22 protein-coding genes are annotated in these 25,074 nt (G+C 41.1%); 19 read left to right on the forward strand and 3 right to left on the reverse strand.

Going from position 1 to position 25,074, the window contains the following annotated elements; translation table 11 throughout:
- The first annotated feature begins 14 nt into the window (after positions 1-14).
- The 10 genes from BTU61_RS07085 to BTU61_RS07130 all read left to right on the forward strand — a co-directional run bounded on the left by BTU61_RS07085 (position 15) and on the right by BTU61_RS07130 (position 10,808).
- Entirely contained in the window at positions 15-902 is an 888-nt protein-coding gene (locus tag BTU61_RS07085; protein ID WP_200772961.1) for a hypothetical protein, read from the forward strand.
- Entirely contained in the window at positions 895-1,203 is a 309-nt protein-coding gene (locus BTU61_RS07090; RefSeq protein ID WP_200772939.1) for a DUF4176 domain-containing protein, read from the forward strand. Before BTU61_RS07085 ends, BTU61_RS07090 begins: the two co-directional genes overlap by 8 nt.
- A gap of 525 nt (positions 1,204-1,728) precedes the next feature.
- Positions 1,729-2,283: a lipoprotein gene (locus tag BTU61_RS07095; RefSeq protein WP_200772940.1), complete on the forward strand. Its 555-nt coding sequence runs from the start codon at positions 1,729-1,731 to the stop codon at positions 2,281-2,283.
- A gap of 144 nt (positions 2,284-2,427) precedes the next feature.
- Positions 2,428-2,613: a hypothetical protein gene (locus tag BTU61_RS07100; RefSeq protein WP_234700109.1), complete on the forward strand. Its 186-nt coding sequence runs from the start codon at positions 2,428-2,430 to the stop codon at positions 2,611-2,613.
- Positions 2,614-2,655: 42 nt separating this feature from the next.
- Positions 2,656-3,312: a DUF443 domain-containing protein gene (locus tag BTU61_RS07105; protein ID WP_200772941.1), complete on the forward strand. Its 657-nt coding sequence runs from the start codon at positions 2,656-2,658 to the stop codon at positions 3,310-3,312.
- A 33-nt stretch (positions 3,313-3,345) separates the two neighbouring features.
- Positions 3,346-3,996 carry a DUF443 domain-containing protein gene (locus BTU61_RS07110; protein WP_244967041.1) on the forward strand — a complete coding sequence of 217 codons (651 nt, stop codon included), beginning with the start codon at positions 3,346-3,348 and terminating at the stop codon, positions 3,994-3,996.
- Positions 3,997-4,053: 57 nt separating this feature from the next.
- Positions 4,054-4,356: a DUF4176 domain-containing protein gene (locus tag BTU61_RS07115; protein ID WP_200772943.1), complete on the forward strand. Its 303-nt coding sequence runs from the start codon at positions 4,054-4,056 to the stop codon at positions 4,354-4,356.
- Between the two features lie 182 nt (positions 4,357-4,538).
- Positions 4,539-5,066, forward strand: coding sequence for a hypothetical protein (locus BTU61_RS07120; protein ID WP_200772944.1), 528 nt, complete (start codon positions 4,539-4,541; stop codon positions 5,064-5,066).
- A 196-nt stretch (positions 5,067-5,262) separates the two neighbouring features.
- On the forward strand, positions 5,263-9,657 hold the full coding sequence (locus tag BTU61_RS07125; protein WP_200772962.1) for a PolC-type DNA polymerase III: 4,395 nt from the start codon (positions 5,263-5,265) through the stop codon (positions 9,655-9,657).
- A gap of 287 nt (positions 9,658-9,944) precedes the next feature.
- Positions 9,945-10,808 (forward strand): helix-turn-helix domain-containing protein, encoded by an 864-nt coding sequence (locus BTU61_RS07130; protein WP_200772945.1) that lies wholly within the window; start codon positions 9,945-9,947, stop codon positions 10,806-10,808.
- Positions 10,809-10,817: 9 nt separating this feature from the next.
- Here the strand turns inward: BTU61_RS07130 and BTU61_RS07135 are convergent, their stop codons facing one another.
- Positions 10,818-12,401: an ATP-binding cassette domain-containing protein gene (locus BTU61_RS07135; protein ID WP_200772946.1), complete on the reverse strand. Its 1,584-nt coding sequence runs from the start codon at positions 12,399-12,401 to the stop codon at positions 10,818-10,820.
- A 190-nt stretch (positions 12,402-12,591) separates the two neighbouring features.
- On the opposite strand from BTU61_RS07135, the gene BTU61_RS07140 reads away from it, so the two are divergent.
- From BTU61_RS07140 to BTU61_RS07165, 6 genes are all read left to right on the forward strand, one after another.
- Positions 12,592-12,855 (forward strand): type II toxin-antitoxin system RelB/DinJ family antitoxin, encoded by a 264-nt coding sequence (locus tag BTU61_RS07140; protein ID WP_200772947.1) that lies wholly within the window; start codon positions 12,592-12,594, stop codon positions 12,853-12,855.
- 267 nt (positions 12,856-13,122) lie between these two features.
- The gene (locus BTU61_RS07145; protein ID WP_200772948.1) at positions 13,123-15,975 is read left to right on the forward strand and encodes an AAA family ATPase; all 2,853 of its coding nucleotides are present in this window, start codon (positions 13,123-13,125) and stop codon (positions 15,973-15,975) included.
- A 509-nt stretch (positions 15,976-16,484) separates the two neighbouring features.
- Positions 16,485-17,726, forward strand: a complete 1,242-nt coding sequence (locus BTU61_RS07150) for an aminopeptidase (protein WP_200772949.1) — start codon at positions 16,485-16,487, stop codon at positions 17,724-17,726.
- Positions 17,727-17,735: 9 nt separating this feature from the next.
- A complete protein-coding gene (locus tag BTU61_RS07155; RefSeq protein WP_003010011.1) occupies positions 17,736-17,966 on the forward strand; it encodes a GlsB/YeaQ/YmgE family stress response membrane protein in 231 nt (76 codons plus the stop codon).
- A gap of 206 nt (positions 17,967-18,172) precedes the next feature.
- Positions 18,173-18,841 carry a DUF443 family protein gene (locus tag BTU61_RS07160; protein WP_200772950.1) on the forward strand — a complete coding sequence of 223 codons (669 nt, stop codon included), beginning with the start codon at positions 18,173-18,175 and terminating at the stop codon, positions 18,839-18,841.
- Between the two features lie 82 nt (positions 18,842-18,923).
- The gene (locus BTU61_RS07165; RefSeq protein WP_200772951.1) at positions 18,924-19,922 is read left to right on the forward strand and encodes a hypothetical protein; all 999 of its coding nucleotides are present in this window, start codon (positions 18,924-18,926) and stop codon (positions 19,920-19,922) included.
- 180 nt (positions 19,923-20,102) lie between these two features.
- Here the strand turns inward: BTU61_RS07165 and def are convergent, their stop codons facing one another.
- Positions 20,103-20,717: a peptide deformylase gene (gene def / locus BTU61_RS07170; protein WP_200772952.1), complete on the reverse strand. Its 615-nt coding sequence runs from the start codon at positions 20,715-20,717 to the stop codon at positions 20,103-20,105.
- A gap of 54 nt (positions 20,718-20,771) precedes the next feature.
- Positions 20,772-21,464, reverse strand: a complete 693-nt coding sequence (locus tag BTU61_RS07175; RefSeq protein ID WP_200772953.1) for a cyclic nucleotide-binding domain-containing protein — start codon at positions 21,462-21,464, stop codon at positions 20,772-20,774.
- 146 nt (positions 21,465-21,610) lie between these two features.
- Between BTU61_RS07175 and BTU61_RS07180 the strand changes: the two genes are divergently transcribed.
- The 3 genes from BTU61_RS07180 (at position 21,611) to BTU61_RS07190 (ending at position 25,046) form a co-directional block, all read left to right on the forward strand.
- Positions 21,611-22,777, forward strand: coding sequence for an MFS transporter (locus BTU61_RS07180; protein WP_200772954.1), 1,167 nt, complete (start codon positions 21,611-21,613; stop codon positions 22,775-22,777).
- A 386-nt stretch (positions 22,778-23,163) separates the two neighbouring features.
- Positions 23,164-24,315 carry an MFS transporter gene (locus tag BTU61_RS07185; RefSeq protein WP_200772955.1) on the forward strand — a complete coding sequence of 384 codons (1,152 nt, stop codon included), beginning with the start codon at positions 23,164-23,166 and terminating at the stop codon, positions 24,313-24,315.
- A 2-nt stretch (positions 24,316-24,317) separates the two neighbouring features.
- Positions 24,318-25,046, forward strand: a complete 729-nt coding sequence (locus BTU61_RS07190) for a pseudouridine synthase (RefSeq protein ID WP_200772956.1) — start codon at positions 24,318-24,320, stop codon at positions 25,044-25,046.
- The last annotated feature ends 28 nt before the right edge of the window (positions 25,047-25,074 follow it).

Raw genomic sequence — 25,074 nt, forward strand, 5'->3', positions numbered from 1 at the left:
ATTTGAGTAAAAAAATGAAAAAGAAATCAATTTTTAAGGCCAGTTTTGAAGAGAGTTTAAATCTGGAAGATGATGGGTTTATACAGTATCAATTGAAAGAACAAGATAAAAAAGTATCTAAAACCCCAAGGAATATAGTTGGCAATTTCAAAAATGCTCTCTTATATGGTCTATTGACACTCATTTTTCCGATCGGATTGAACTTCTTATTATTTGCTTTTTCAATAATGCTTCATAGCAGTGATCCAAAAAATTTAACTATTCCTATATCTAATCACAATTTTTTAACAGCTCCAGTTTATGTAATTGGGTTATTGATTTGGCTTTCCTTCGTGTTAATTGGAAAAACTTTCAAGCCCTTATTTATTATCCCTTATAGAACTCACTTTCACGTCACAACATTTTTGATTTGGTTTGTTATAGAGTTCAACCTCGCTACTCTTGGTTTAGCATTGCCATTTATAACAACTTTAGGATTTTTTGCCCTAGTTTGTATTTTTTTAACCTTAATTTATTGGATGTTAAGAACAGAATTTAAAAGTTTGAAAAGCCGAATGTATGGAGAAGTTAATACCCCTACCTTACTAGATAAAATTGCCAAAGGTATTTCTATTTATGGAGTAGGTATACTGGGTTTGGGTGTGATTATTAATTATATTTTAAAATCCTTATCCATTAATTTTTCCCCTTCCGTAACTCTTTTTGGTCTCTTCATATGTTGGATCGCAATGAATATTGGTATAATTGCCATGCTTATTTTTATGGAGTTTCCTTATTTTCTTTATGCTTATTACAAATGGAAATATCCTGAAGAATACCGTGGCTGGGAAGGCAAGTCAGTAGAAGAGTGGTATGGGAAAAAATATTTAAAAAAACACAAGGAGTTATTGAAAAATGAATAATAAAAAAGAATTATTACCGTTAGGTAGCATTATATATCTTCAAGAAGGAACACAGAAATTAATGATTGTTGGTCGTGGAGTTATTTTTGACGACGAAGAAACGGGAGAACAAGTGTTTGCTGACTACATGGGTGTCTTATACCCATTAGGTCTTCAAACAGAATCGACGATTTTCTTTCAACATGAAAATATTGACAAAGTGGTATTTGAAGGCTATTCAGATGAGGAAGAAGACCGCTTTTTAGAAATTTATGAGAATTGGACCAAAACACTTAAGGTTCCTAGGAAAGTGATCAAGTAATAAGATTGGAGAGGGAAAAGCTCTATGTCTGCACGATTCAAATGTCTTGGGTGGACTGTTTGAGTTGATAGATAAGGAAAATTTTTTCTGTCATGAAATTATTTTAGGAACTTTAAAACGGCCACATCCATAGGAAATTTGTTTCACAAGTTTTTCCTCACTTTAAAAAATTACTTTGATCTATCATTCACTGTATTAAGCTAGTTTTTCGAATATTATTTTGAGAGGCTATACTTTTGTTCAGTGTTAAAGAATTATGTTTTGAAGAATATACTCTTAACCACCTTTGGGTGGTTTTTTATCTTGTGGTAGTATTTTTCCCTTAAAATACAATCCATTTTAAGGGAAAAAACAATTTTTAAGGGGAAATATTATAAATGAGAAGGGAGGGGACTGTGATTTATTTCTATATCTTTTCTCAACTTTCTCCACTTAGTAACGAACTTGCTCTTCAAACTAATTTCCAGTATGATAGTAGAAAATGTTTTTGAATCTCACTCAATCATAAAAGGAGGGAAATGATCCATGAAAAAGATGCTAGTATTGTTGGTGAGTGTGCTTGTTTTAACAGCTTGTGCTCAGACGAAAAAAGAGGCCAAGGAGGCAACCGCAAGCAAAACGGAGCAAACTACAAAGGCCTCCTCGTCTGCTCAAGAGGAACAGATCTTGAAATTTGTAGTGGCTCCTCAATTCGAAGGAAAGACATCAGATTTGATGGAACTGGGGAAAAAGTTAGTTAAAGAGCATCCGGAAGTTGGCGATCAAGGAGATATCACTGTGTATTATACAGGGAACACCTATACTGTAGAGCAACAGGAATATGCAATGTTTATGTTGCTCTACAAAACGACAACGAATATTGATCATGATGCGACCTTTAAAATTAGCTGGAGTTATGATGGCCAATCTGTTTACCAAGATCAAGTGGTCCAGTATAGTCTATCGAATAACCCTAAGTTATCGACCCAATCTGCGACTCTCTTATTGCTTCCTTTGACGAGTGAACAAAGCTCGATCGTAGAGAAGATATCAGATGAAACGAAGATGAGTCTGAGTATCACAGATATTATGATGAAGTAGGTGATGAGTATGCCCGATATCAGAATACTTATAGTAAGTGGTATGGCCACTATTGGATTTTCCTTGTTTGCCGTACTCTTTTTTGGTCATTTTTATAAAAGAGAAGTTAGGATTAGAGCCCTCTCGTCAAAGAGCGTTGAGGGAGTGGTAGTTGGCTATAAGAGGACACAGATTGTAGATGTCCCAATTGTAGAATATAGAGTGGATGGTCAGAACTATCGAAATAGCCTGAAATATTATCGGGTAGTGCGGGCAACACTTCCTTGGAAAACGAATCAAGTGGCTAGCGACATCGATTTGATGGCGCAAAGGAATCAAAAACGTTGGTAATGCTATCGATTCAGGTTTTAAATCAATTCAGAAAGTGTTTGGGTGGTAAAGGTGAAAATTAATTTTAGAGGATTAGATGTTGCTTATTTTGATGTGTTAGAGATGGGAGAGAAAAAGTATGTTCTCGATTCCAACTCCACGACACCAAAGAGTTATTATTGGGGACTTTCCCCTGAAACTCTTGAAGTGGATTTGATAGAACTTGATAGTCAGAATAAAAATTTTGACAAAAGAATTAATATGGGGCCTTCAGGAATGAGTATGGTAGGTGGTTTTTTTGGCCTTCTTTTGTATAGAGTAGCAACATCAATTTTTAGATATTATGATATTAGTCATAATCTGTATTTAAAAGTATCTTTATTTCCTATATCTATTTTGGTAGCTTATATTGTCTATCAAAGTATTTTAATGAAATCTAGGAAGGAGATTTCAAGTCGTTTATCGCAGGAAAAGAAGAGGATTAAAATAGTCTTTCAGAATACTAAGAAAAAAAGACAATTCCATGCCTATCTGTTTATTCTTTTACATGCGATCGCTTTAGCCATTTATATGGGAGAAGATGATGGAACAGAAGCTGCCATTCTAGTGTTGAATGGTATGTTGGCTTATGTATTTATTTGGATTGAATCTGGCGTTATTCCGTTGACTTATGCTTATCAAAGGAAATACTTGGAATTTAAAGAACTTAAAAAGGTATAAAGTAACTTATAACAAAATTTAAAAAGTGTTTGGGTGGTAATTTTGGAATTAAAATTTAGATATTCGAATATAGCGGTTTTTAGAATCGTTGAGTACAACAATAAAAAATTCATTTTAGATTCTACTTCGATAAAAGGAAAATCCTATTTCTTGGGTTGGCTTCCTAAGAAAGTTATAGCGAATATGGTTGAGTTATCTCCTTCCAATAATAGTTTTGAAATAAAATCTAAAACTCGGTTAGGAACATCTACTGTAGCCATTATGGTCCAACCACTGGTTGGTATTTCTTATAGGTTCATGAAACAGGTGTTTATTAACTGGGGAGTCAGTCAACAAATTATTTTAAAATTGGGGATATTTGCTTTCTCAATGCTTTTATCTTATCTAATGGCCGTTTGGTATGGAAAACGTGCCAAACTGACATTTGACTCGAGAATTCCTAAAGAAAGCAAATCATACTGTCTTGTTTTTGAACCAAAAGGAAAACGAATGTTTGATTGGTATATCACAATAATAGCTAATATTGTTTGTTTGAGTTTTTTTATAGGAACTAATAATGGAACTGAAGGAGCATTATTAATTGTGAATGGTATTATATCGTGGTTTGGTTTTGTGTTTATGAGGATGCCACAAATCCCAGAGTACTATAAGACTCTAGTATTAAATGAAATTAAAGAATTGTAATATAAGTATATATTTAAAAATATTTTTGGAAAATAAATTATAGATCTAGGAGAAAAAATGTCAATATTACCGATTGGAACAATTGTATACTTAAAAGAAGGAAGTCAAAAACTCATGATTCTTAATAGAGGTGTGACTATTGATCAAAATGGAGAAAGTGTTCTTTTTGATTATTCAGCTGCGCTCTATCCGATAGGGTTAAATCCAGAACAGTTATTCTATTTTAATTGTGAAGATGTAGATAAAGTTGTGTATCCTGGTTATAGCGATGAAGAAGAGGAGCGATTTGCTGAAATCTATCAACGTTGGCTTGATGAGAACTCAGAGACTATTAAAAAAGGTGTAACGAAATCTAAATAACACGATAGAATTTTATCATCAATAGTTTATACTGAAGATCTATACTATTAATTTTAGAGAGAATCACGGTTCTCTCTTTTTTATCCCTCAACTCTCTCCACCTAGTGACGAACTTGCTCTTCAACCTAATTTTCGGTATGATAGTAAGGATTGCATTATAAATAATGAATGAGGAGTAACCGATGTCAAAAGAAGCTTACTTACAGCTGAAAAAAGAATTTTTGATGCGTTTTGCGTTTAATCTGGGGATTGCGGGGATCGGTCTGGTGTTATTGATCGTTATGATCCTTAATCAATCGCGCTATATTCCTTACTTGCTCGTGGTCATGGGGATGATTTCCTTGATGAACCAAGTCTTGGTCATGCCAACAAAGACCAAGAAAGTTGCTTGTGAGAAAGAGCATCCTGAGTGGAAGGACTTGTCAGTCAAAGGCGTCAAGGTTGACTCTCAGGAGCAGTCAAAACGCTATGGGGTGAGCCTGATTGCTTTGCTCGTAGTCATCGGGGCTTTCTTTGCCATGTACCGTCCGACCCTCCAAGCGCAAAAAGAGCAAGAGGAAAAAGTGGAAGTCCAGCAGAAATTGCAGCCAGCTGTGGAGAATATCCAAAAGAAAGAACAAAGCTCAAGAGAAGCGGTCCAGTCGCAGATGAAGGACTTGCTGCGGACACCGAGCTCCAGCTCAGAGACAGAGGCGACAAGTGGAGAGTGATCAAGATTGCCTGCTGTTGACCAATCATCGAGAAATCACCGTCCTAACGGTGATTTTTTCGTCTTCACTTCTCCCTCGAATTAATCCTTAAATTGTGATAAAATAAGGGTTACGAATGTTTTGGAATGGTCTATTTTCCAGCTAGAAAGTAGGCCGCTCAAAAATGAGCAAAAGAATCAAGATCAAGGGAGAAACAATGTCCAACACCTTTGAAATTTTAATGGATCAGCTGGATATGCCGCTGGAGATGCGATCTTCCAGTGCCTTTTTGCATGCGGAGATTCAAGAAGTCGTGGTGCACAAGGTTAGTCGGGTCTGGGAGTTCCGCTTTGCTTTTGCGGAAGTCTTGCCGATTGCTTTGTTTAAGGAATTGCGCCAGCGCTTGAAGGACGAATTTTCAAAGACGGGAAACCAAGCGACCTTTACCATCCAAGTGGCCAATCCGGCCTTTTCTGCGGATTTATTGCAGGCCTACTATCGTGAGGTCTTTGAGGATGGCCCTTGCGCGAGTCAAGGCTTTAAGGGGCTTTACCAAGACTTGCAGGTGCGCGCAGAAGGGCAGGAGTTGATCATCTCAGGGCCTTCTTCGGTCGATACGGAGCATTTCCGTAAGAACCATTTGCCCAATCTTGCCAAGCAGTTGGAAGCCTTTGGTTTTCCGCATTTCACCTGTCGAGTGGAGTCTGATGAAGAGTTGACAGAGCAAGAAGTGGCGCGCTTTGAGCAGGAAAATGAAAAGATCTTCCAAGCAGCCAATGAAGAGACTTTGCGGGCTATGGAATCCTTGGCTCAGATGGCTCCGCCACCAGCAGTTGAGGAAAAGCCGGCTTTTGACTTCAAGGCTAAGAAGGCGGCGGCTAAACCTAAGCTAGACAAGGCTGAGATCACTCCGATGATCGAGATCACGACGGAAGAGAACCGGATTGTCTTTGAGGGTGTGGTCTTTGACGTGGAGCACAAGGTGACACGGACCGGTCGGGTCTTGATCAGCTTTAAGATGACCGACTATACTTCTAGTTTTTCCCTTCAGAAATGGGTCAAAAATGAGGAAGAAGCCCAGAAGTTTAACATGATCAAGAAGAACAGCTGGCTCCGGGTGCGAGGAAATATCGAAATGAACAATTTCACGCGCGACTTGACCATGAATGTTCAAGACATCCAGGAAGTCGTGCATTATACCCGTAAGGACCTGATGCCAGAGGGTGAGCGTCGGGTGGAATTTCACGCCCATACCAATATGTCGACCATGGATGCCCTGCCGGAAGTCGAAGAGCTGGTTGCCAAGGCAGCTGAGTGGGGCCACAAGGCGGTGGCTATTACCGACCATGGCAATGTGCAGAGCTTCCCACATGGCTTTAAAGCAGCCAAGAAAGCTGGGATCCAGCTGATCTATGGGATGGAAGCCAATATCGTAGAAGACAAGGTGCCCATCACCTATAACGAGGTGGATCTGGACCTCAATGAAGCGACTTATGTGGTCTTTGACGTGGAAACAACGGGACTTTCAGCCATTTACAATGACTTGATCCAGGTTGCCGCTTCTAAGATGTACAAGGGCAATGTCATTGAGGAGTTTGACGAATTTATCGATCCGGGCCATCCTCTGTCTGCCTTTACGACCCAATTGACTGGGATCACCAACGAGCACGTCCGTGGGGCTAAACCTTTGGTGCAGGTCTTGAAGGAATTTCAGGCCTTTTGTGAGGGAACGGTTCTTGTCGCCCATAATGCTACCTTTGACGTGGGCTTCATGAATGCCAACTATGAGCGTCACGGCTTACCAAAGATTACCCAGCCAGTCATCGATACCCTGGAATTTGCCCGTAACCTCTACCCAGATTTTAAACGGCATGGCTTGGGACCTTTGACCAAGCGCTTTGGAGTGGGCTTGGAGCACCACCACATGGCCAACTACGATGCGGAAGCAACGGGACGCCTGCTCTTTATCTTTATCAAAGAAGTCGCTGAAAAGCATGGGGTGACCAATCTCAAGGATCTAAATATCGATTTGATCGATGAGAATTCTTATAAGAAGGCCCGGGTCAAGCATGCGACTCTCTATGTCAAGAATCAGACCGGCCTTAAGAACATGTTTAAACTGGTCTCGCTTTCTGGGACCAAGTATTTCGAAGGAGTCCCACGGATTCCCAAGACCGTGCTGGATGCCCACCGCGAGGGCTTGATCCTTGGCTCAGCCTGCTCAGAAGGGGAAGTTTTTGATGCGGTCATGTCGCAAGGGGTGGATGCGGCGGTCGAAGTGGCCAAGTACTACGACTTTATCGAGGTTATGCCACCGGCTATCTATGCGCCTCTCATCGCCAAGGAGCAGGTCAAGGACATGGACGAGCTCCAGACCATTATCAAGAGTTTGATCGAAGTGGGAGATCGCCTTGGCAAGCCCGTTCTTGCGACAGGAAATGTCCACTATCTGGAACCGGAAGATGAGATCTATCGGGAGATCATTGTCCGCAGTCTAGGTCAAGGGGCCATGATCAACCGGACCATCGGGCATGGAGAAGATGCCCAGCCAGCGCCACTTCCTAAAGCGCATTTCAGAACCACCAATGAAATGCTGGATGAATTTGCCTTTTTGGGAGAAGACTTGGCGCGCAAGATTGTTATTGAAAACACCAATGCGCTGGCAGAGACCTTTGAGCCGGTTGAAGTGGTCAAGGGCGACCTCTATACACCATTTATCGACAAGGCCGAAGAAACAGTTGCGGAATTGACCTATAAGCGGGCCTTTGAGATCTATGGCAATCCCCTCCCTGATATTGTGGATCTGCGGATCGAAAAGGAATTGACCTCTATCTTGGGGAATGGCTTTGCCGTGATTTATCTAGCTTCGCAAATGCTGGTGCATCGCTCCAATAAGCGGGGCTACTTGGTTGGATCGCGTGGATCCGTCGGATCTAGTTTCGTTGCGACCATGATCGGGATCACTGAGGTTAATCCGCTCTCGCCTCACTATGTCTGTAGCCAGTGTCAATACAGTGAGTTCATCACAGATGGGACGTATGGATCTGGTTTTGATATGCCGGACAAGGATTGTCCAAACTGTGGCCACAAGCTCAGCAAAAATGGGCAGGATATTCCTTTTGAAACCTTCCTTGGGTTTGATGGAGACAAGGTACCCGATATTGACTTGAACTTCTCTGGGGAAGACCAGCCCAGTGCCCACTTGGACGTGCGAGATATCTTTGGCGAGCAGTATGCCTTTCGGGCAGGGACGGTTGGTACCGTCGCAGCCAAGACTGCTTACGGTTTTGTCAAGGGCTATGAGCGTGATTTTGGCAAGTACTACCGAGATGCTGAGGTCGAGCGCCTCGCTCTAGGTGCAGCTGGTGTCAAGCGGACGACCGGTCAGCACCCGGGGGGAATCGTTGTTATTCCAAACTACATGGATGTCTATGACTTTACTCCGGTCCAGTATCCAGCAGATGATGTGACCGCTGAATGGCAGACCACTCACTTTAACTTCCACGATATCGATGAGAACGTCCTCAAGCTCGATGTACTGGGGCATGATGATCCGACTATGATTCGCAAGCTTCAAGATTTATCAGGCATTGACCCCAATGAAATTCCTATGGATGATCCAGACGTCATGGCTCTCTTTTCTGGGACAGACGTTCTAGGAGTAACTCCTGAGCAGATTGGGACTTCTACGGGTATGCTGGGAATTCCAGAGTTTGGGACAAATTTCGTACGTGGGATGGTCGATGAAACCCATCCGACGACCTTTGCGGAGTTGCTTCAGCTCTCTGGTCTGTCTCACGGTACCGACGTATGGTTGGGAAATGCCCAAGACTTGATCAAGGCGGGTATTGCCGATCTATCGACTGTTATCGGGTGTCGGGATGACATCATGGTTTACCTCATGCACGCGGGGCTCAAGCCTAAGATGGCCTTTACCATCATGGAGCGTGTGCGGAAAGGCATGTGGCTTAAGATCTCAGAAGAAGAGCGCAATGGCTACATCCAAGCCATGAAGGAAAACAATGTTCCTGAGTGGTACATCGAATCCTGTGGAAAGATCAAGTACATGTTCCCCAAAGCCCATGCGGCGGCCTATGTTATGATGGCCCTTCGTGTGGCCTACTTTAAGGTGCATCATCCTCTCTATTACTACTGTGCCTACTTCTCGATTCGCGCCAAGGCCTTTGACATCAAAACCATGGGGGCTGGCCTTGAGTCCGTGAAAGCTCGGATGAAGGAAATCGCTGAGAAACGCAAGAACAACGAAGCTTCCAACGTAGAGATCGACCTCTACACCACCCTTGAGATTGTCAATGAGATGTGGGAGCGGGGTTTCAAGTTTGGCAAGCTAGACCTCTATCGTAGTCAGGCAACAGAATTCTTGATCGATGGGGATACCCTGATTCCACCATTTGTCGCGATGGATGGTCTAGGAGAGAACGTTGCCAAACAAATCGTGCGGGCGCGTGAAGAAGGAGAATTCCTTTCTAAGACCGAGCTCCGTAAGCGTGGCGGTGTCTCCTCAACCCTGGTTGAAAAGATGGATGAAATGGGCATTCTTGGCAATATGCCAGAGGATAATCAGTTGAGTTTGTTTGATGATTTGTTTTGATGGGGGAAATCCATTCACAAAAGTTGATTAAGTTTCATCTAATTAAGACTTAACAGTAAAACCAGTAGAGATGATTTTTTATGATTTTCATTTCTACTGGTTTTTAGATATGATAGAATATAAATAAGTTTTTATCCAAAGACTAAAACTTTAGGAAGTTATATATTGAAATTGTCAAAAATGATTGCTATAAATTACTAATAATGATACTCTCAAACAAGAGTAAGCTTAACGGAAGTAGTGTTTGCTATACCTTAATAACTTTTCGATATGGAATGGAGATAAGTATGATTTTAGGTGAAACTTATAGGAAAATAAGAGAAGAAAAGGGGATTTCTATTTCTTCATTAGCAGGTGCTGAAATTTCAAAATCTCAAATATCTAGATTTGAATTAGGAGAAACAGAGATTTCTGTCTTTAAGTTATTGTATCTTCTTGAAAGAATAGGAGTAACACTAGAAGAATTTCTGCTTATCTGTAATCATTATCAACCTTCGGATTTTAGTACCTTAATAGCTTCTATTAAACAGGCTGCATATAATGAAGATGCTCAAGCATTACTAGATATGGTAGAGAAAGAAATAGAACTTTTTCATGGGACAAATTCTCATTACCATAAATTAAATGCTATTTTCATTGAAAGTATTGTTTCAGGAATGGATAAGAATCATCAATTGAGTCGTCAAGACGCCTCTTATCTTACAAACTATTTATTTTCTGTTGAAAACTGGGGTTATTACGAAACGCTCATCCTTGGAAATTGCTGTCGTGTTCTATCTCCAGATTTATTATTCAGATATGCCAAAGAGGCGCTCAACAAAGGGAAGTTGTATAGTTCTATACCTAGAAATAGACAATCTCTCATTCAACTACTTCTCAATTCTTTGATTATAATGATTGAGAACGACTTATATGAGGAATCTTTATTTTTAAAACAGGCTACGAAGAATATATTAGCGGATTCCACAGATTTTTTTGAACAAACTATTTTGCTGTATTTAGATGGATATTTGGAACTGAAATTCTATCATAATCAAAAATCGCTTTTAAAAATCGAAGAAGCTTTAAAAATTTTCAAACTCTTCAATAAAATAATCTACAAAAATTACAAAGAATACTTTGAGAAACACATCATTCATTTAGTAGATTAGGCCATTTATCTATAAGGTAATAACGTGATCAAACTCTTCCAATATTTCTGGACTTTGATCATGAGTAATGACAATAACAATTGCATCTTTAATGGATAGAATGTAGTCCATCATTGCTTTGGCTTTTATTGGATCAAGGTTGCTTGTAGGTTCGTCAAATATATATACAGAATATGGTTTGACTAAAAACCTAGCTAAATCAATTCGTTGCTTTTCTCCTTCTGAAATACTTTGGCCTGATTGAAATAGACTCTTATTAAGGAAGTCTTCGTTAAATCCTAAGGCTTTTCTTAATTTTTCAGTTAAATAAAGGTTTCTGGACAGTTTGATATTCTCTAGGACATTGCCTTCAATCAGAAAGTCATTTTTTTGCACAAATGCGATATCTTTATATAACTCCTCTGAGGGAATATCAATATTCTGTTTTCCGTTGATTTGTATTTCCCCATCATAAAGATTTTTGGAATAATAATTTAGTATTAATTTTACTAAAGTTGTTTTCCCAGCTCCTGAAGCACCTATAATCGCATAGCGTTTGCCTTTTTTAAATTCATAGGAAAAATGATCAAATAATATTTTATTTTCAATTTCATAATGTAATTGGCTAATAGAAATGGTCGAAATGTTATCACAATCAATTGTACTTGTTTTATGGAAAGTTCCATGATTTGTCTCATATAGATTTTCTTGGATATTATCAATAATGGACTTGCTACTGCTGATTAAATTTTTATTGTAAAGAATAGATTGTAATGGAGCAAAAACACCGTTTAATAATTGAATACTTGCTACGAGTAATCCAATAGTCAGTAAGTTATTTCTTACAAAAAAGATACCAGCGACCATACAGGATAGTTGAGAGCCAAAACTTAGTAAAATTCCAGTAGTTGAAGCTAAGTCTTTTAAAAATTGATATATTTTTCTGGACTCTTCAAATTCTAAACTGATTCCCTGAATTTTTTCTTGGGTCCAGCTTTGAATATTTAATAACTTAATTTGTTCAAAACCATTAATAAAGTTTGTCATTTTTGACAAATAGTGATTATTTTGTAGAGAATAATTATTAGTTGATTTAGTCATTAACTTTCCAGGAATTTGTGATAGAAAAATCGTTATACTCGACAATAAAAGAAAGACTAATGCTAATCGCCATTCTATATAGATAATAGCAACTACACTCATGATAAGGCTCCCTAAATTTGCAATTAGAGAGATTTTAGGGATTAATAAATTTTCTTGAATAAGGTCACTGTTTTTGGTGATATTATTTAAGAAATCTGAATGGTTACAGTTGTCAATTTGGTTAAACTCACGCGATAAATAATGTAATAAGAGACGCCTTTTTAGATCTAAAATAACTTTTTTTACATATTGGTTTTTAAGATAGGAATAGGAACAAGAAATCAAGAACCACAGTAAAATTGAACCTACAGAAATAGTGATATGAAAGAGTAATCCACTATTTGAATTAGATATACTATCAAGTATTCTTCCTAATTGCAGAGAGAAGAATGTCATTAAAAGAGCACTTGTCAGACTTAATAAAATGAGCAAGAAATATAGTAATTTATATTGTTTCGTAATCTGGTTCATATTTTTCACCTCTTAATCTATGATAGCAACATTATATTCTAAAACTAAAACTCAGACTGAGATCTCCCATATTTGGGACATTAATTTTATTTCTTTACTATATTTTGGCTTATAGACATCCGTTGTATATCCAATGGATTTACAATAACCTTCTTTTTGTTAAAATAGTCTATAGAAAGAAGGTGAGAATATGTCAAAGACGAGCATGAGTATTCGTTTGGATAGTGAGGTTAAGGAACAGGCCCAACAGGTATTTAATCATTTAGGAATGGATATGACCACGGCTATCAACATTTTCCTTCGTCAGGCTATTCAATATCAGGGCTTACCTTTTGATGTTAAATTAGTCGACCATGGGAAGTTGCTCCAAGTCGTAAGGGATGTAGAGCAAAATCGGAACATGAGTCAGCCCTTTGAATCGGTCTCAGACTTGATGGAGGACCTACGTGTTTAAGATTCGTTAGTGGCAGACAATGTGCTACTCCTTTCCACTGCCATGCTCTAAGGAGCAATGGCTCTAGCCGGCTTATGTTCAGCCTTGAAAGATTAGATGATAGCCTCTATTTTCTTTTTGAAAATAGAGGTTTTTCAGTCCTCTCAGATCTGATAGGTGTTTTCTTTGGCCCTAGAATGTGTTAAAATTTTTAGTAACAAGTGTTTGTGAGAAGCAACCCGAAAGAAAGGGATTTTCTTCAAAAAAGATGAAAGAGAGGACAGGGGTGTGGCGAGATATTTAGTAGGGCCTTACAACAATAGTTGGAACTTTATGGATGCGGTTGAAAAAGCGCAGGATGGAGATACCATCGAGTTTGAAAATGGGTACGTCTTTCAATGGCCGACAAATAAAGTGATCGAGATCGATAAAAGCCTTCATTTTGTGGGGCATGTGGTTCCAAATCCAAATGGCAATGGACGCATGTTTAACAACACGATTGAGGCTTGTTTCCGATTTGTAGAGGGAGCTCAGGTGACATTTGAAGATCTGTGGTTTAAAGTTGGTGGGGATTATACGGCCTTGCTCTTATGGAATGGCTCAGACATCACTTGTAAACAGGTCTATTTTGAAGCAACCACTCCAACAAATAATGAATTTTTTATCTATATGGATACGCATTCGAAAATGACTTTGGAAGGAGTCGGAATGAAGGTTCCGGAAAAACACCAAAGTGCCATCGGTATTTCTGCTTCGGAATTGTCCATTCGGAATTCAACGATTTTTTCTAAAATAAAGCTGAATGAAGGCTCTAAGTTGACCTTAGAAAATGTCCAAATTGAAAAATTTGGTAATAATACGATCCATGCCAAGGACTCAGAAGTGATCGCAAAAAATTCAACGATTACAGGTGGAGATCTGGAAAATGATTTTCCACCAGTTTGGTTGAGGAATGTCATCTGGGAATCTGAAAACTGTAAAATAGAGTTACCTACAGGAACTGGAATCTGTCTTGACAACAATGTTCAATTCAATTCGGATTCGGATCGTATGACCTCCATCAATTCATACAATAGTATGATCCGAGCTCACCAGGCTACATTTACAGAATTTTTATGCGTCTATGAAGAGTCCTTTGCTTCTTTGACTGGAGAAACGACTTTCTTGAATGAGAATGCCCAAACCATTTCATTTGGAGTTTTTGATGAGAGTGTGCTGATGGCTGAGCATATGATTTGTCATAAGATTGCGGATCCCAATATCCGGCTTCAAGGTGGGGCCTTTGTGAAGGCAGGAACCATAACCTATATACAGGGCGATGCGCGTGATCTGACCAAGGAAATCGAGGATGGTTGTGACTATCTTATCGGTAGAGAAGTAGCCAAGGGCAATGTGCAAGTGGCTTCCACGGGACCAGTATCGGATGCAACGGTGGCATCAACCCCTACAACGGGGTCTGGACCAGAGAAGAAACAAGATGCTCTTCAGGAACTCAATGGCCTGATCGGTCTTGAAAAAGTTAAACATGAGATCAAGAAAATGATCAACATGGTGGAATTTAACAAGAAACGAATCGCCAGTGGCAAGGCTCCTGAAAAGCAAACACTCCACGCAGCCTTTATGGGGAATCCTGGTACAGGAAAGACCACTGTGGCCCGTCTCTTGGGACAAGTGCTCTTTGATGCGGGTGTTCTCTCAGGAGAAGAATTCCGTTTCGTGGAAGCAACGGAGTCCGATCTGATCTCTTCGAATATTGGAGGAACAGCTGAACAGACCCAGGCCCTGCTCGAAAAAGCGCGAGGAGGCATCCTCTTTATTGATGAAGCCTATAGCTTGGATAAAAAGGACAGCGGTGCGGATTTTGGGATCGAGGCGATCAATACCATCCTCAAGTTTATGGAGGACAATCGCGATGACATTATGATCATCTTTGCCGGCTATACCAAGGAAATGGAAGAGTTCTTAAAGACCAATCCAGGCCTTCGTTCTCGGGTGCCAAATAATTTCATCTTTGAAGATTTCACGGGAGATGAGATTGTCCAACTAGGGGAAATGATTTTAAGCAAAGGGGACTACAAGCTCGAAGACCGTGACTACTATGCGCGGCATATTAAGCGGGCTTATGATGCCTCACTAGATAAGAGCAATGGTCGTTGGATCCGTAACCTCGATGAGCAATTGACCAAGACCATGGCAGATAGGGTAGTGGCCCAAGGTTCCGATGATATTGAGACTATTTTGAACAGTGATATTGATGCTGTCCTGAACCAAGGCAAGTACCAGGCAGGAGCTGACAAGGAAGAAGATGGAATGGCCGCCCTCAACCGTTTGGTTGGCATTGCCAAGGTGAAAGAGCAAGTGGAACAGTTCGTAGCCATGGCTGAGTTCAACCAAAAACGGGCCGAACAAGGAGGAACCGTCGAAGATACGACCTTGCACTCCCTCTTTCTTGGAAATCCCGGTACAGGGAAGACCACTGTTGCCCGCATTTTAGGTAATATCCTCTTCCAAAAAGGGGTGATCAATCAGAAGAAATTCATCGAAGTGTCGCGGAGCAATCTGGTTGGAGGCTACCAAGGTCAAACAGCCTTGAAGACGCGCGAAGTTTTAGAGAGTGCACTGGGTGGAGTCCTCTTTATCGACGAGGCCTATACGCTCTTTACCGGTTCAAATGATGATTTTGGGAAGGAAGCTTTGGATGAAGTCCTCAAATTTATGGAGGACCACCGTCGTGATATCGTGATTATCTTTGCTGGCTATACCAGAGAGATGCATGACTTCCTGCAGGTCAATTCAGGACTGCAAAGTCGGATCCCGACTACATTTGACTTTGAAGACTATAGTCCAGATGAAATCGTCGAGATCGGTCTGTTGGGATTGCGCAAGCAAGGCTACCAAGTCAACGAAGTCCTTTATGGAGAAATTGTGAGAGAAAATTATATGCGGGCCAATGACCATAGTAATGGTCGCTGGGTTCGTAATCTCAATGAAAAACTCTTGCGCCAAGTATCTACGCGAGTAACCCGTGAAGGTAGTACAGATTACAATTCAATTTTAGATCAAGATTTGGAAGCTTTGAGAGGGAATGGCAATTCTGGGCATCCCCATACAGTAGATGATCAGGGCTATGTTCTTCCTTGATCGAGAAAGAAGAATTAGGATTCTGCAGGAGCGGAATCCTTTCAGTTGAAGACAAAATCTTCTTAGAAACTTTCCTTAGGTGAGTACGGACGTCAGCGAACTTCTATGAAGTTCCATGACTAATTATTGAGCCTAAGGTCTCAATAATTCCGAGTGAGGCTGGGACAAAAGTCCTAGCCTCTTCTTGTTTTTGGATTGTCGAGCAAGACGCAGTGGTTGAGTGGGCTCTACTACGCTGATTTCATCAGCTTTTACAGCCCTACTCAACTGTGCGGAGGTGGGACGACGAAATCGAATTCTAACGAATTACCGATTTCTGTCCCACTCTCACTTTTCTCACAGCGGAAAGTTTCGGTATTTCTTGATTCGTTCTAAAAAGAACTCATTTTTATTTCATTTCAGAATCACTTAACCTATCTTATATTAAAAAAGGTTGTTTACGTTCTAAAAGAATTCTACATGGACTTATGGTATACTAGGTAGAGATCATCACTTATGAAGGAGTCAATATGGTTTTACCAAATTTTAAAGAAAACCTTGAAAAATATGCGAAATTGTTGGTGGCAAATGGCATCAACGTGCAACCTGGCCATACCTTGGTCTTGAACATCGATGTGGAACAAAGAGAATTGGCCCACTTGATCGTGAAGGAAGCCTATGCCTTGGGGGCGCACGAAGTGATTGTCCAATGGGCAGATGACTTCACTACTCGGGAAAAATTCCTCCATGCGCCAATGGATCGCTTGGACAATGTGCCAGACTACAAGATTGCAGAGATGAACTACTTCTTGGAACACAAAGCCAGTCGTCTTGGTGTCCGTTCTTCTGATCCAGGTTCCTTGAACGGCGTCGATGCAGAGAAACTTTCTGCTTCTGCTAAGGCTCTGGGCATGGCCATGAAACCAATGCGCATCGCCACTCAATCCAACAAGGTCAGCTGGACAGTTGCTGCAGCAGCTGGTTTAGAATGGGCGAAAAAAGTCTTCCCAAATGCGACTAGTGACGAAGAAGCAGTGGATCTCCTGTGGGATCAAATCTTCAAGACCTGCCGGGTGTACGAAGAAGATCCAGTTAAGGCTTGGGAAGAGCATGCGGCTATTCTCAAGAGCAAGGCAGAGATGCTTAATAAAGAACAATTCTCAGCCCTTCATTACACAGCGCCAGGAACCGATTTGACCCTTGGTTTGCCAAAAAACCACGTTTGGGAATCTGCCGGAGCCATCAATGCCCAAGGCGAAGGCTTCTTGCCGAACATGCCGACAGAAGAGGTCTTTACAGCTCCTGACTTCCGTCGTGCAGAAGGCTATGTCACTTCTACAAAACCGCTTAGCTACAATGGGAACATCATCGAAGGCATCAAAGTGACCTTTGAAAATGGAGAAATTGTGGATATCACAGCTGAAAAGGGCGATCAAGTCATGAAAGATTTGGTCTTCAAAAACAAAGGAGCGCGTGCCTTGGGGGAATGTGCCCTCGTACCAGACCCAAGCCCAATTTCTCAATCAGGGATTACTTTCTTTAATACCCTCTTTGATGAAAATGCCTCTAACCACTTGGCCATCGGGGCAGCCTATGCAACTAGTGTAGAAGGTGGCGCAGAGTTTACAGAAGAAGAACTCGAAGCAGCTGGGCTCAACCGCTCAGATGTCCACGTCGACTTCATGATCGGCTCAAGCCAAATGGATATCGACGGCATCCGTGAGGATGGAACACGCGTACCACTCTTCCGTAATGGAGATTGGGCAATATAAGGAGAAACTATGATTGGAAGTATGTTTGTCGGTCTTTTGATCGGACTTCTAGCTGGAGCTATCACCAATCGTGGCGAACGCATGGGATGTTTTGGGAAAATGTTCCTGGGCTGGATTGGTGCCTTTTTAGGACAATTACTCTTTGGTGCTTGGGGACCAAGCCTAAACGGTACAGCCATTATCCCATCGATTCTTGGTGCCATGATTTTATTAGCCATCTTCTGGGAAAGAGGAAGCTAGGTTTAACTTGCTAAAACAGATAGAGTGGTTGGAAATCTTCCAACCTCTTTTTTAGTCAAAACTTGATCATCAAAGTAAAATCAGGTATGATGGAAGGTATGTTTTGTTATGAATAAATAAGATAATTATGGCTGTGGTAGACTAGTGAAAAGTTAGTTCAGATTCTCCGTCTAGGAATGAAACAGTATAGAAAGTAAGAGACGTGTATGTTTAAACCAGCAAAAATCGAACGGTTGCCGAAAATGAACTTTCGCTATCATTTGTTAAAAGTCGATGGAGAGTGGTATTTGATGGAGGTCGATCGGCCGATTATCATCACCTATTTTCTGCCATGGTTTATTTATTTTATTCCTCATAAAGCCTATCAGCTGACAGAGGCTGAAGTAGAAGTCCTAGCTCCAAAAGTATTTGAAAGAGACAAGAAGCATCAGAGTTTAGTGAATAACAAAATTGGGAAGACCTCGCTTGGTCTAGGTGTAACCTCCATGTTATTAGCAAGGGCATTTCCAATAGAAAAATACCTCAATTTTACCTCTCACTTGCTTAATCTATCCTTGATGATGTTGATTTTAATTTTTGTAGTGGGACTTCGGATCTGGATGGGTAGAGGGGAAGGGATGCATGAAATTGTGGTAGATAAAACACCTCGGAAAGTGTATTGTTTTCCAAGTGAGATAAAGAAAATACTATTGATTCTAACTTTAACATTATTTGCTTTAGTAGTATCAATTGCAATATACTACGTGATTCTTTTAAACCTTAGTCCTAATTTTATTTTTCATATAGTTTTATTAAGTATTTCATTTCTATTTTTATCAGCTGGGGATTTAATTTTTTATTCCCCAATCATCTCTTTCAAAGCTAAAGTCAAGTAGATCCAGTCGAGTGAAACTCAGAAGTAGGAGTAGTCTTAATCTGCTTTTTACCTTAAAAGAATGTTTTAGAAAGGAGCATGTTATGAAAAACGAAAAGAAAATGGATATTGAGCAGGCTAACAAAATCTATTTTCAAAGTTTAGCCAATACACGCGCTTCAGCGAATATGATGGTTATTTCCTGGGCAGGAGCTTTTGGTATTGCAATTTTCTTACTATTTCAATATTTTTACCTATCTAAGGGATATGGAATAAATCCATTCAGTAATTATTTTTATGATTTTATTTTGATCTATTTTATCTATCTAGTGATTGCGAATTTGATTCCATTGACAGGCTCTTTCATATATAAGAAGCAAATTCAATCTACAATTTTATTGCTGATTTCTTACACAGGGATCTTTCTGTCCTTAATTCTCTTAGCGTATATTATTTTAGTTTATTCAGGACATAATTTGCGAGAATATAATCAACGAGCTGAGATAGTGATCCCGTTTCTAATTCTCTGTGTGATCGCCGGTTTTGTCTATCATTATTTTGGGCTCAAACAACAATTAAAAGCAGGATTTTCAAAGAAAAGAACAATTGGGAATTATTTTGCAAAATCTAGTGTCTATAGTAGAAATTCTATCTACATTATCTTTGCCTGCTCCATGCTAGGAGCTATTCTTTCAGGACATTTAGGAATGATGTTAGGGATCTCGGGTTCGATACTATTCAGTTATGCCTTTACTCAGTTGCTGACAGAAGTGGGCTACCTCTTATATTTGAAAACAAAAAGTAAGGAATACTGGGAGGATGAACCTGAGGATAATCCAACGTTGTTGGATTTACTATGGGATTGGTTGAAAGGCTTCAGTCTGAAAAAAGCTAAACATCGTATTTTATTAGAAATTTTAGTTTTTATATCCTTTACAATAATTGCCTATAATTTAGGATATTCTAAACCAGGTATAAAATATCCATTTTGGCTAGTGTGGGGAGTAAGAATTTTAGTTTATACAATCGTGCTTGATCTATTTATCAGTATAGTGCACTCCATCATACATAAGTTTTCAAAGAAAAAGCAAGGCAAAAAATAACAAAAAAATACCTAACCGAGAGCTTCCTCAGTTAGGTATTTCTTGTTAATTACGCCCTTTGTATCTTAGCGGAATCGAACACGGGCTGCGAATTTTGTCAAAAAGATGAATACTCCTAGAATCTTTTGGATTCTTCGTCGTATTCCCTATTTTGACTGTATCCGCTACGCCCTTTGTATCCTATTCTAATATCAAAAGGCCTTCTTTAATTTCAAATGGGTTGTTTGGGTTGATATGGTCGTAGAACATGATGCCATTGGTGTGGTCGATTTCGTGTTGGACGACGATGGAGTTGTAGCCTTTGAGTTTGATGCGTTTCTTTTCCCCATCTTTTGTGAAGTACTCAACGGTCACGCGCGCATGGCGGACCACATAGCCTGGGACGTTGCGGTCTACTGAGAGACAGCCTTCCCCGTCTCCGAGAGCCGCATCTTGAACAGAATGGGCAACAACCTTTGGATTGTACATGACTTCTTGAAGGCTATAGGCTTCTTTTGGCGGGTTGCCATCAGCGTCTTCTAGGTTTGGAACCAATACAGCGATAATGCGTTTTGAGATATCCAACTGTGGTGCGGCAAGTCCAACGCCTCCACGGAGGCCAAGTTTTTCAGCCATGACAGGATCTTGAGAATGGTGCAAGAATTGCAACATTTTTTCACCCAGGATGATTTCCTGATCGGACAAAGGGAAGGTCACATCTTCAGCGACTGCTCGAAGTGTTGGATTTCCTTCGCGGATGATGTCATCCATATCAATCAAATGGGATGCTCTTGTAACTTTTTCAATTGTTTTCATTGTTTTACTCTCACTTTCTTTCTACCTTCCATGATAACACAAAAGAGCTTGAAATTAAAGTTTTCTGTCAGTTGTTTCCGTGTGTTTGATGGACAAGTCGCCCATTCTTTTTTTGTCTAAAATCGTATAGATCCGTCTTTCTCTTTTGATCAACCCCTCGTCAATCATCTGCTTGATCACGCGACTGAGATGGCGGTAGCTAATACCAAAAAGGAGGGCCAATTGGTTCATCTTGGGCTTGATGGTGCCCTGTTCATCGCAATGCTCAAGGAAATGAGTGGCCACGCGCTTCTTGACCGAGTAGTGGAAATTAGCAGGGGCAAAATAGTTGATCTGGTGCAATTTTTTAGCCAAGGTCTTGGCGGTGGAACGCAGAAAGGTCGGGTCCTGCAGTAGGCGGTCTTTGAAATGACGAGCAGAGAGCTGAACGACCAGTGAATCCTGATCGGCAATGACCGATGTGATACAAACCCGATCGAGCAGGAGTTCGATCTCCCCTAATAGACCTGGTTTTTCTTGGATTTCAAGGATGGTGTCGCTGCCGTTTTCAAGGCTGTGGACGATTTTCAGTCGTCCTTTGAGAAAATAGGGAATGACCGCTTGCTCTGTTCCTTGACGGCAGATGTAATCCCCTGCCTGGTAGAGAACGAGTTCAAGCTGGCTGAGGCAGTCTTTTGGAAAAACCTGCTCCAATTGGTAGTCTGCAATCATTGTTTGAAGTTGGTTAGGGTGGTGAATTTTTTTCATCTGGATCTCCAAAAATAGGACAAATGTCCTGTTTTTCTTTTGCTAAATTGATTATACTAGGATTCGATTGAAAATACTAGTTTGAATAGTTTCTGAAAAAAACTAGTTGGATCAAAATGTTCCCAGTAAGGTATAGGAAATACAAAATGAAACAAACAATGGAAAGAATCAGTCTTTTGAGCTTGTCTCTTATACTGATTTCATCTTTTTCGATTACAGCTGGTTTACCAGCCATGAAGGACTATTTTGGCCAGTTGGGCTATTCAGGGGCACAGGTGGAGCTATTGGTTTCCTTGCCGGCCTTCTCAGTCGTGGCCATGCTCTTTTTAAACAGCTTTGTCGAGCGATGGTTGAGTGAGCGCCAGATGATTATCATTGGTCTATTGGTGATGTCGACCAGTGGACTGGTGCCTTTGTTCCTTCAAGACTATTCCCTTATTTTTCTGAGCCGCATCTTCTTCGGCCTGGGGACAGGAATGATCAATGCCAAGGCCATTTCCATCATTAGTGAGCGCTATAAGGGGAATGATAAGACGCGCATGCTTGGCTACCGTGGCTCTGCTGAAGTGGTGGGAGCAGCCATCTTAACCTTTATGGTGGGCCAACTCCTACCGCTAGGCTGGCCAGCCATCTTTTCCGTCTATGGTGCAGGCTATTTGATTTTACTCTTGTATATCTTCTTTGTGCCCTATCCCAAGAAAAACAGGCAAGTAGCTGTAAAGGTGCAAAAGAAGGGCAATTTCCTCAGCCTTCGTCCGCCACAATGGCGCTTTAGCCTCATGTTAGCAGTGATTGCTGGTGTGATTATCTGTTTTAATTCCATTATCAGTCTGCGTCTGCCTGAGGTGATTGTCGATGCTCGGATGGGCACGGCAACAACCGCGGGGACTGTCTTAAGTATCATGCAGCTGATCGGGATCGTTGCAGGAGTTGGTTTTGCCAGCTTGACCCATCTCTTCAAAAAACACCTGTTGATGATCATGTGTTTTGGCTTTGGTCTAGCTTTAGCCTTGATTGGCTTGTCCACTCAATTATGGCTCCTGGTTTTAGCTACTTTACTAGCTGGATTTACTTACAGTACGGGGATTACCGGGATCTTTTATCACCTGTCTGAAAAGATCCCAACCAATCTTTTGAATCTGGCGACCTCTCTTGTTTTGATTGGCTGCAACCTCGGATCAGCCCTCTCTTCATTTTTCCTTCAGCTGGTCGCACCTCTCGCTCCAACCAATGCCCTCCTTTTTCTCCTGATTGGAGCTTTGATGGCCCTGACCGGAATCTTTGCCTCTCACTTGTTAGCAAAAACGAAATGATTCAGCAATCATTTCTTCAGATTAATACCAGGTCATCTTAGAGACTTTCCTTAGGTGATTACGGACGTCAGCGAACTTCTTCGAAGTTCCATGACTAAGTTTTGAGCCTAGTGTCTCAAAACTTCCGAGCACCTGAAACAAAAATAGTTCAGGTGCTTTTATCACGGCGGAAAGTTTCAGTGTATGTTTGAATGATCCTTGAAAAAATATTTCATTTTAATTTTTGGCATTAATTAGGTTGGTTGATAGAAAAAATAGTTTACCTACATTCCAACGAAATGATACAGAAATCATTTCGTTTTTTTAATTCTATCTATTGCTTCCTTTTACTAGATCGTGTTATTATAGAGGAAGTGTGAAAAAAGTTTAACTTAAAGGATAACCTCATGAAAAAAATCATGGAGAAGGTGAGTATTCTCGCCCTTTCATTTATTTTGACAACCTCATTTTCGATCTCCAGTGCCCAGTCGGAAATGTTTGCCTACTATAAGGACATGCCGCACAGCATGATCGAGCTCTTGGTTTCTCTTCCTTCGGCTGGGATTATGGTCTCGCTGATTTTTAATAAATGGATCGAGCGCCTCTTGTCGGAGCGCCAGATGATCGTGACCGGTCTGGTAGCCTATGCTTTGTGTGGTTTTATTCCCTTGATCAGTCCGGCTTACCCAGTTGTTTTTCTGTCTCGGATTATTTTTGGGATGGCGGTAGGGCTCTTAAATGTATCTGCCATTGCCATCATCAGTGAGCGCTATAAGGGAAAAGAACGCATCCAGACCTTGGGAATCCGTGGTTCGGCAGAGGTTGTGGGGACCGCTGTTTTGACCTTCGGGGTGAGTTTTTTGATTCGTTTTGGTTGGCAGGCAGCCTTTCTCGTCTATGGCATTAGTATTCCTATCTTGCTCTTGTATTTACTCTTTGTCCCTTATGGGAATTCTGATGAAATCATCGAGGAGGAGCATCGAGATACCAAGATGACAGGGGGTCAGTGGCGGACCGCTCTTGGTCTCGCTGTCGTTGCGGCAGCCATCGTCTTGTCCAATGTCATGATCACCGTCCGTATTCCAAGTGTGGTGGAGCAAGTCGGACACGGCACTGCCCAAACGGCAGGCATCATCCTAGCAGCCATGCAATTTGTCGGAATTCTAGCCGGATTGGCCTTCTCTCCTTTAACCCACTTGTTCCGTGAGCGGTTGCTACTGGTATCAGGTGTGGCCTTTGGCTTGACCCAGCTCTTGATTGGATTTTCTTCCAATCTTCCCATTTTGGCACTGGTGACCATTGCTTCAGGTTTTACCTATAGTGTCGCGCTGACAACTGTCTACCATGTTTTATCGGATAAGATGCCAGCAGGAGTCTTGAGCCAAGCAACTTCTATTGCGGTCTTGGGTTGTAGTACAGGATCGATCGCAACAACCTTTGTCCTCAGCCTACTAGGAACAGTCTCATCTGCTCCAGCCTTTATTTTTGGCTTTTCTGGACTGCTCATGATTTTGGTATCTGTTTTTGGTCTATGGATTGTCAAACATAGTGGGAAATAAGCATGCGATTGGATAAATTTTTAGTGGATTGTGGTGTGGGGAGTCGGACGGAGGTCAAGCAGCTTCTCAAGCAAAAGAAAATCGCAGTGAATGGAAAAAAAGAGACAGCAGGAAAGCTGCAGATCGATCCTGACAAGGATCAGGTGACCTTTATGGGAGAAGCGCTGGTCCATGAGACCTTCGTTTACTACCTGCTCAATAAACCGGCTGGGGTCATCTCTGCGACAGAAGATGACCATCACCAAACGGTGTTGGATCTATTAGACGAAACAGCTCGTCACAAGGAAGTCTTTCCTGTCGGGCGCCTGGATATTGATACTCATGGCTTGCTCCTTTTGACCAATAATGGCAAGCTCGCTCATGCCATGCTCTCTCCCAAAAAGCATGTTTCAAAAATCTACCGTGCCAAGGTAGCTGGGATCATGGATGAGGCAGATGTGGCCCGTTTTGAAGCAGGCATTGCCCTCAAGGACTTCACGACCTTACCTGCAAAACTGCAGATCTTAGAAGTGGATGAGGCAAGCGCCAGCTCCTATGTGGAAATCGAAATTGCAGAAGGAAAATTCCATCAGGTCAAGCGCATGGTCGCTGCCTGTGGCAAGGAAGTGGTCGATCTTGAGCGGATTTCCATGGGGCCTCTAGCGCTAGATTCAGGCCTTAAATTGGGAGAGTGGCGAAGGCTTTATCCTTCAGAATTGGCCTCTTTAGAGGTGTTTGGAGTTTCTTTATAAGCAAAAAACCAAGAGGCTGGGACAAAAG

This window comes from Streptococcus lactarius, assembly GCF_016642265.1.
GTDB lineage: Bacteria > Bacillota > Bacilli > Lactobacillales > Streptococcaceae > Streptococcus > Streptococcus lactarius.

Excerpts from the sequence above, each read along its gene's own strand:
- BTU61_RS07180 (WP_200772954.1), top strand. The coding sequence starts at position 21,611 with ATGAAACAAACAATGGAAAGAATCAGTCTTTTGAGCTTGTCTCTTATA.
- BTU61_RS07185 (WP_200772955.1), top strand. The coding sequence starts at position 23,164 with ATGAAAAAAATCATGGAGAAGGTGAGTATTCTCGCCCTTTCATTTATT.
- BTU61_RS07140 (WP_200772947.1), top strand. The coding sequence starts at position 12,592 with ATGTCAAAGACGAGCATGAGTATTCGTTTGGATAGTGAGGTTAAGGAA.
- BTU61_RS07165 (WP_200772951.1), top strand. The coding sequence starts at position 18,924 with ATGAAAAACGAAAAGAAAATGGATATTGAGCAGGCTAACAAAATCTAT.
- BTU61_RS07090 (WP_200772939.1), top strand. The coding sequence starts at position 895 with ATGAATAATAAAAAAGAATTATTACCGTTAGGTAGCATTATATATCTT.
- def (WP_200772952.1), bottom strand. The coding sequence starts at position 20,717 with ATGAAAACAATTGAAAAAGTTACAAGAGCATCCCATTTGATTGATATG.
- BTU61_RS07175 (WP_200772953.1), bottom strand. The coding sequence starts at position 21,464 with ATGAAAAAAATTCACCACCCTAACCAACTTCAAACAATGATTGCAGAC.
- BTU61_RS07120 (WP_200772944.1), top strand. The coding sequence starts at position 4,539 with ATGTCAAAAGAAGCTTACTTACAGCTGAAAAAAGAATTTTTGATGCGT.
- BTU61_RS07125 (WP_200772962.1), top strand. The coding sequence starts at position 5,263 with ATGTCCAACACCTTTGAAATTTTAATGGATCAGCTGGATATGCCGCTG.
- BTU61_RS07115 (WP_200772943.1), top strand. The coding sequence starts at position 4,054 with ATGTCAATATTACCGATTGGAACAATTGTATACTTAAAAGAAGGAAGT.
- BTU61_RS07160 (WP_200772950.1), top strand. The coding sequence starts at position 18,173 with ATGTTTAAACCAGCAAAAATCGAACGGTTGCCGAAAATGAACTTTCGC.
- BTU61_RS07155 (WP_003010011.1), top strand. The coding sequence starts at position 17,736 with ATGATTGGAAGTATGTTTGTCGGTCTTTTGATCGGACTTCTAGCTGGA.
- BTU61_RS07150 (WP_200772949.1), top strand. The coding sequence starts at position 16,485 with ATGGTTTTACCAAATTTTAAAGAAAACCTTGAAAAATATGCGAAATTG.
- BTU61_RS07190 (WP_200772956.1), top strand. The coding sequence starts at position 24,318 with ATGCGATTGGATAAATTTTTAGTGGATTGTGGTGTGGGGAGTCGGACG.
- BTU61_RS07085 (WP_200772961.1), top strand. The coding sequence starts at position 15 with ATGAAAAAGAAATCAATTTTTAAGGCCAGTTTTGAAGAGAGTTTAAAT.
- BTU61_RS07135 (WP_200772946.1), bottom strand. The coding sequence starts at position 12,401 with ATGAACCAGATTACGAAACAATATAAATTACTATATTTCTTGCTCATT.
- BTU61_RS07095 (WP_200772940.1), top strand. The coding sequence starts at position 1,729 with ATGAAAAAGATGCTAGTATTGTTGGTGAGTGTGCTTGTTTTAACAGCT.
- BTU61_RS07130 (WP_200772945.1), top strand. The coding sequence starts at position 9,945 with ATGATTTTAGGTGAAACTTATAGGAAAATAAGAGAAGAAAAGGGGATT.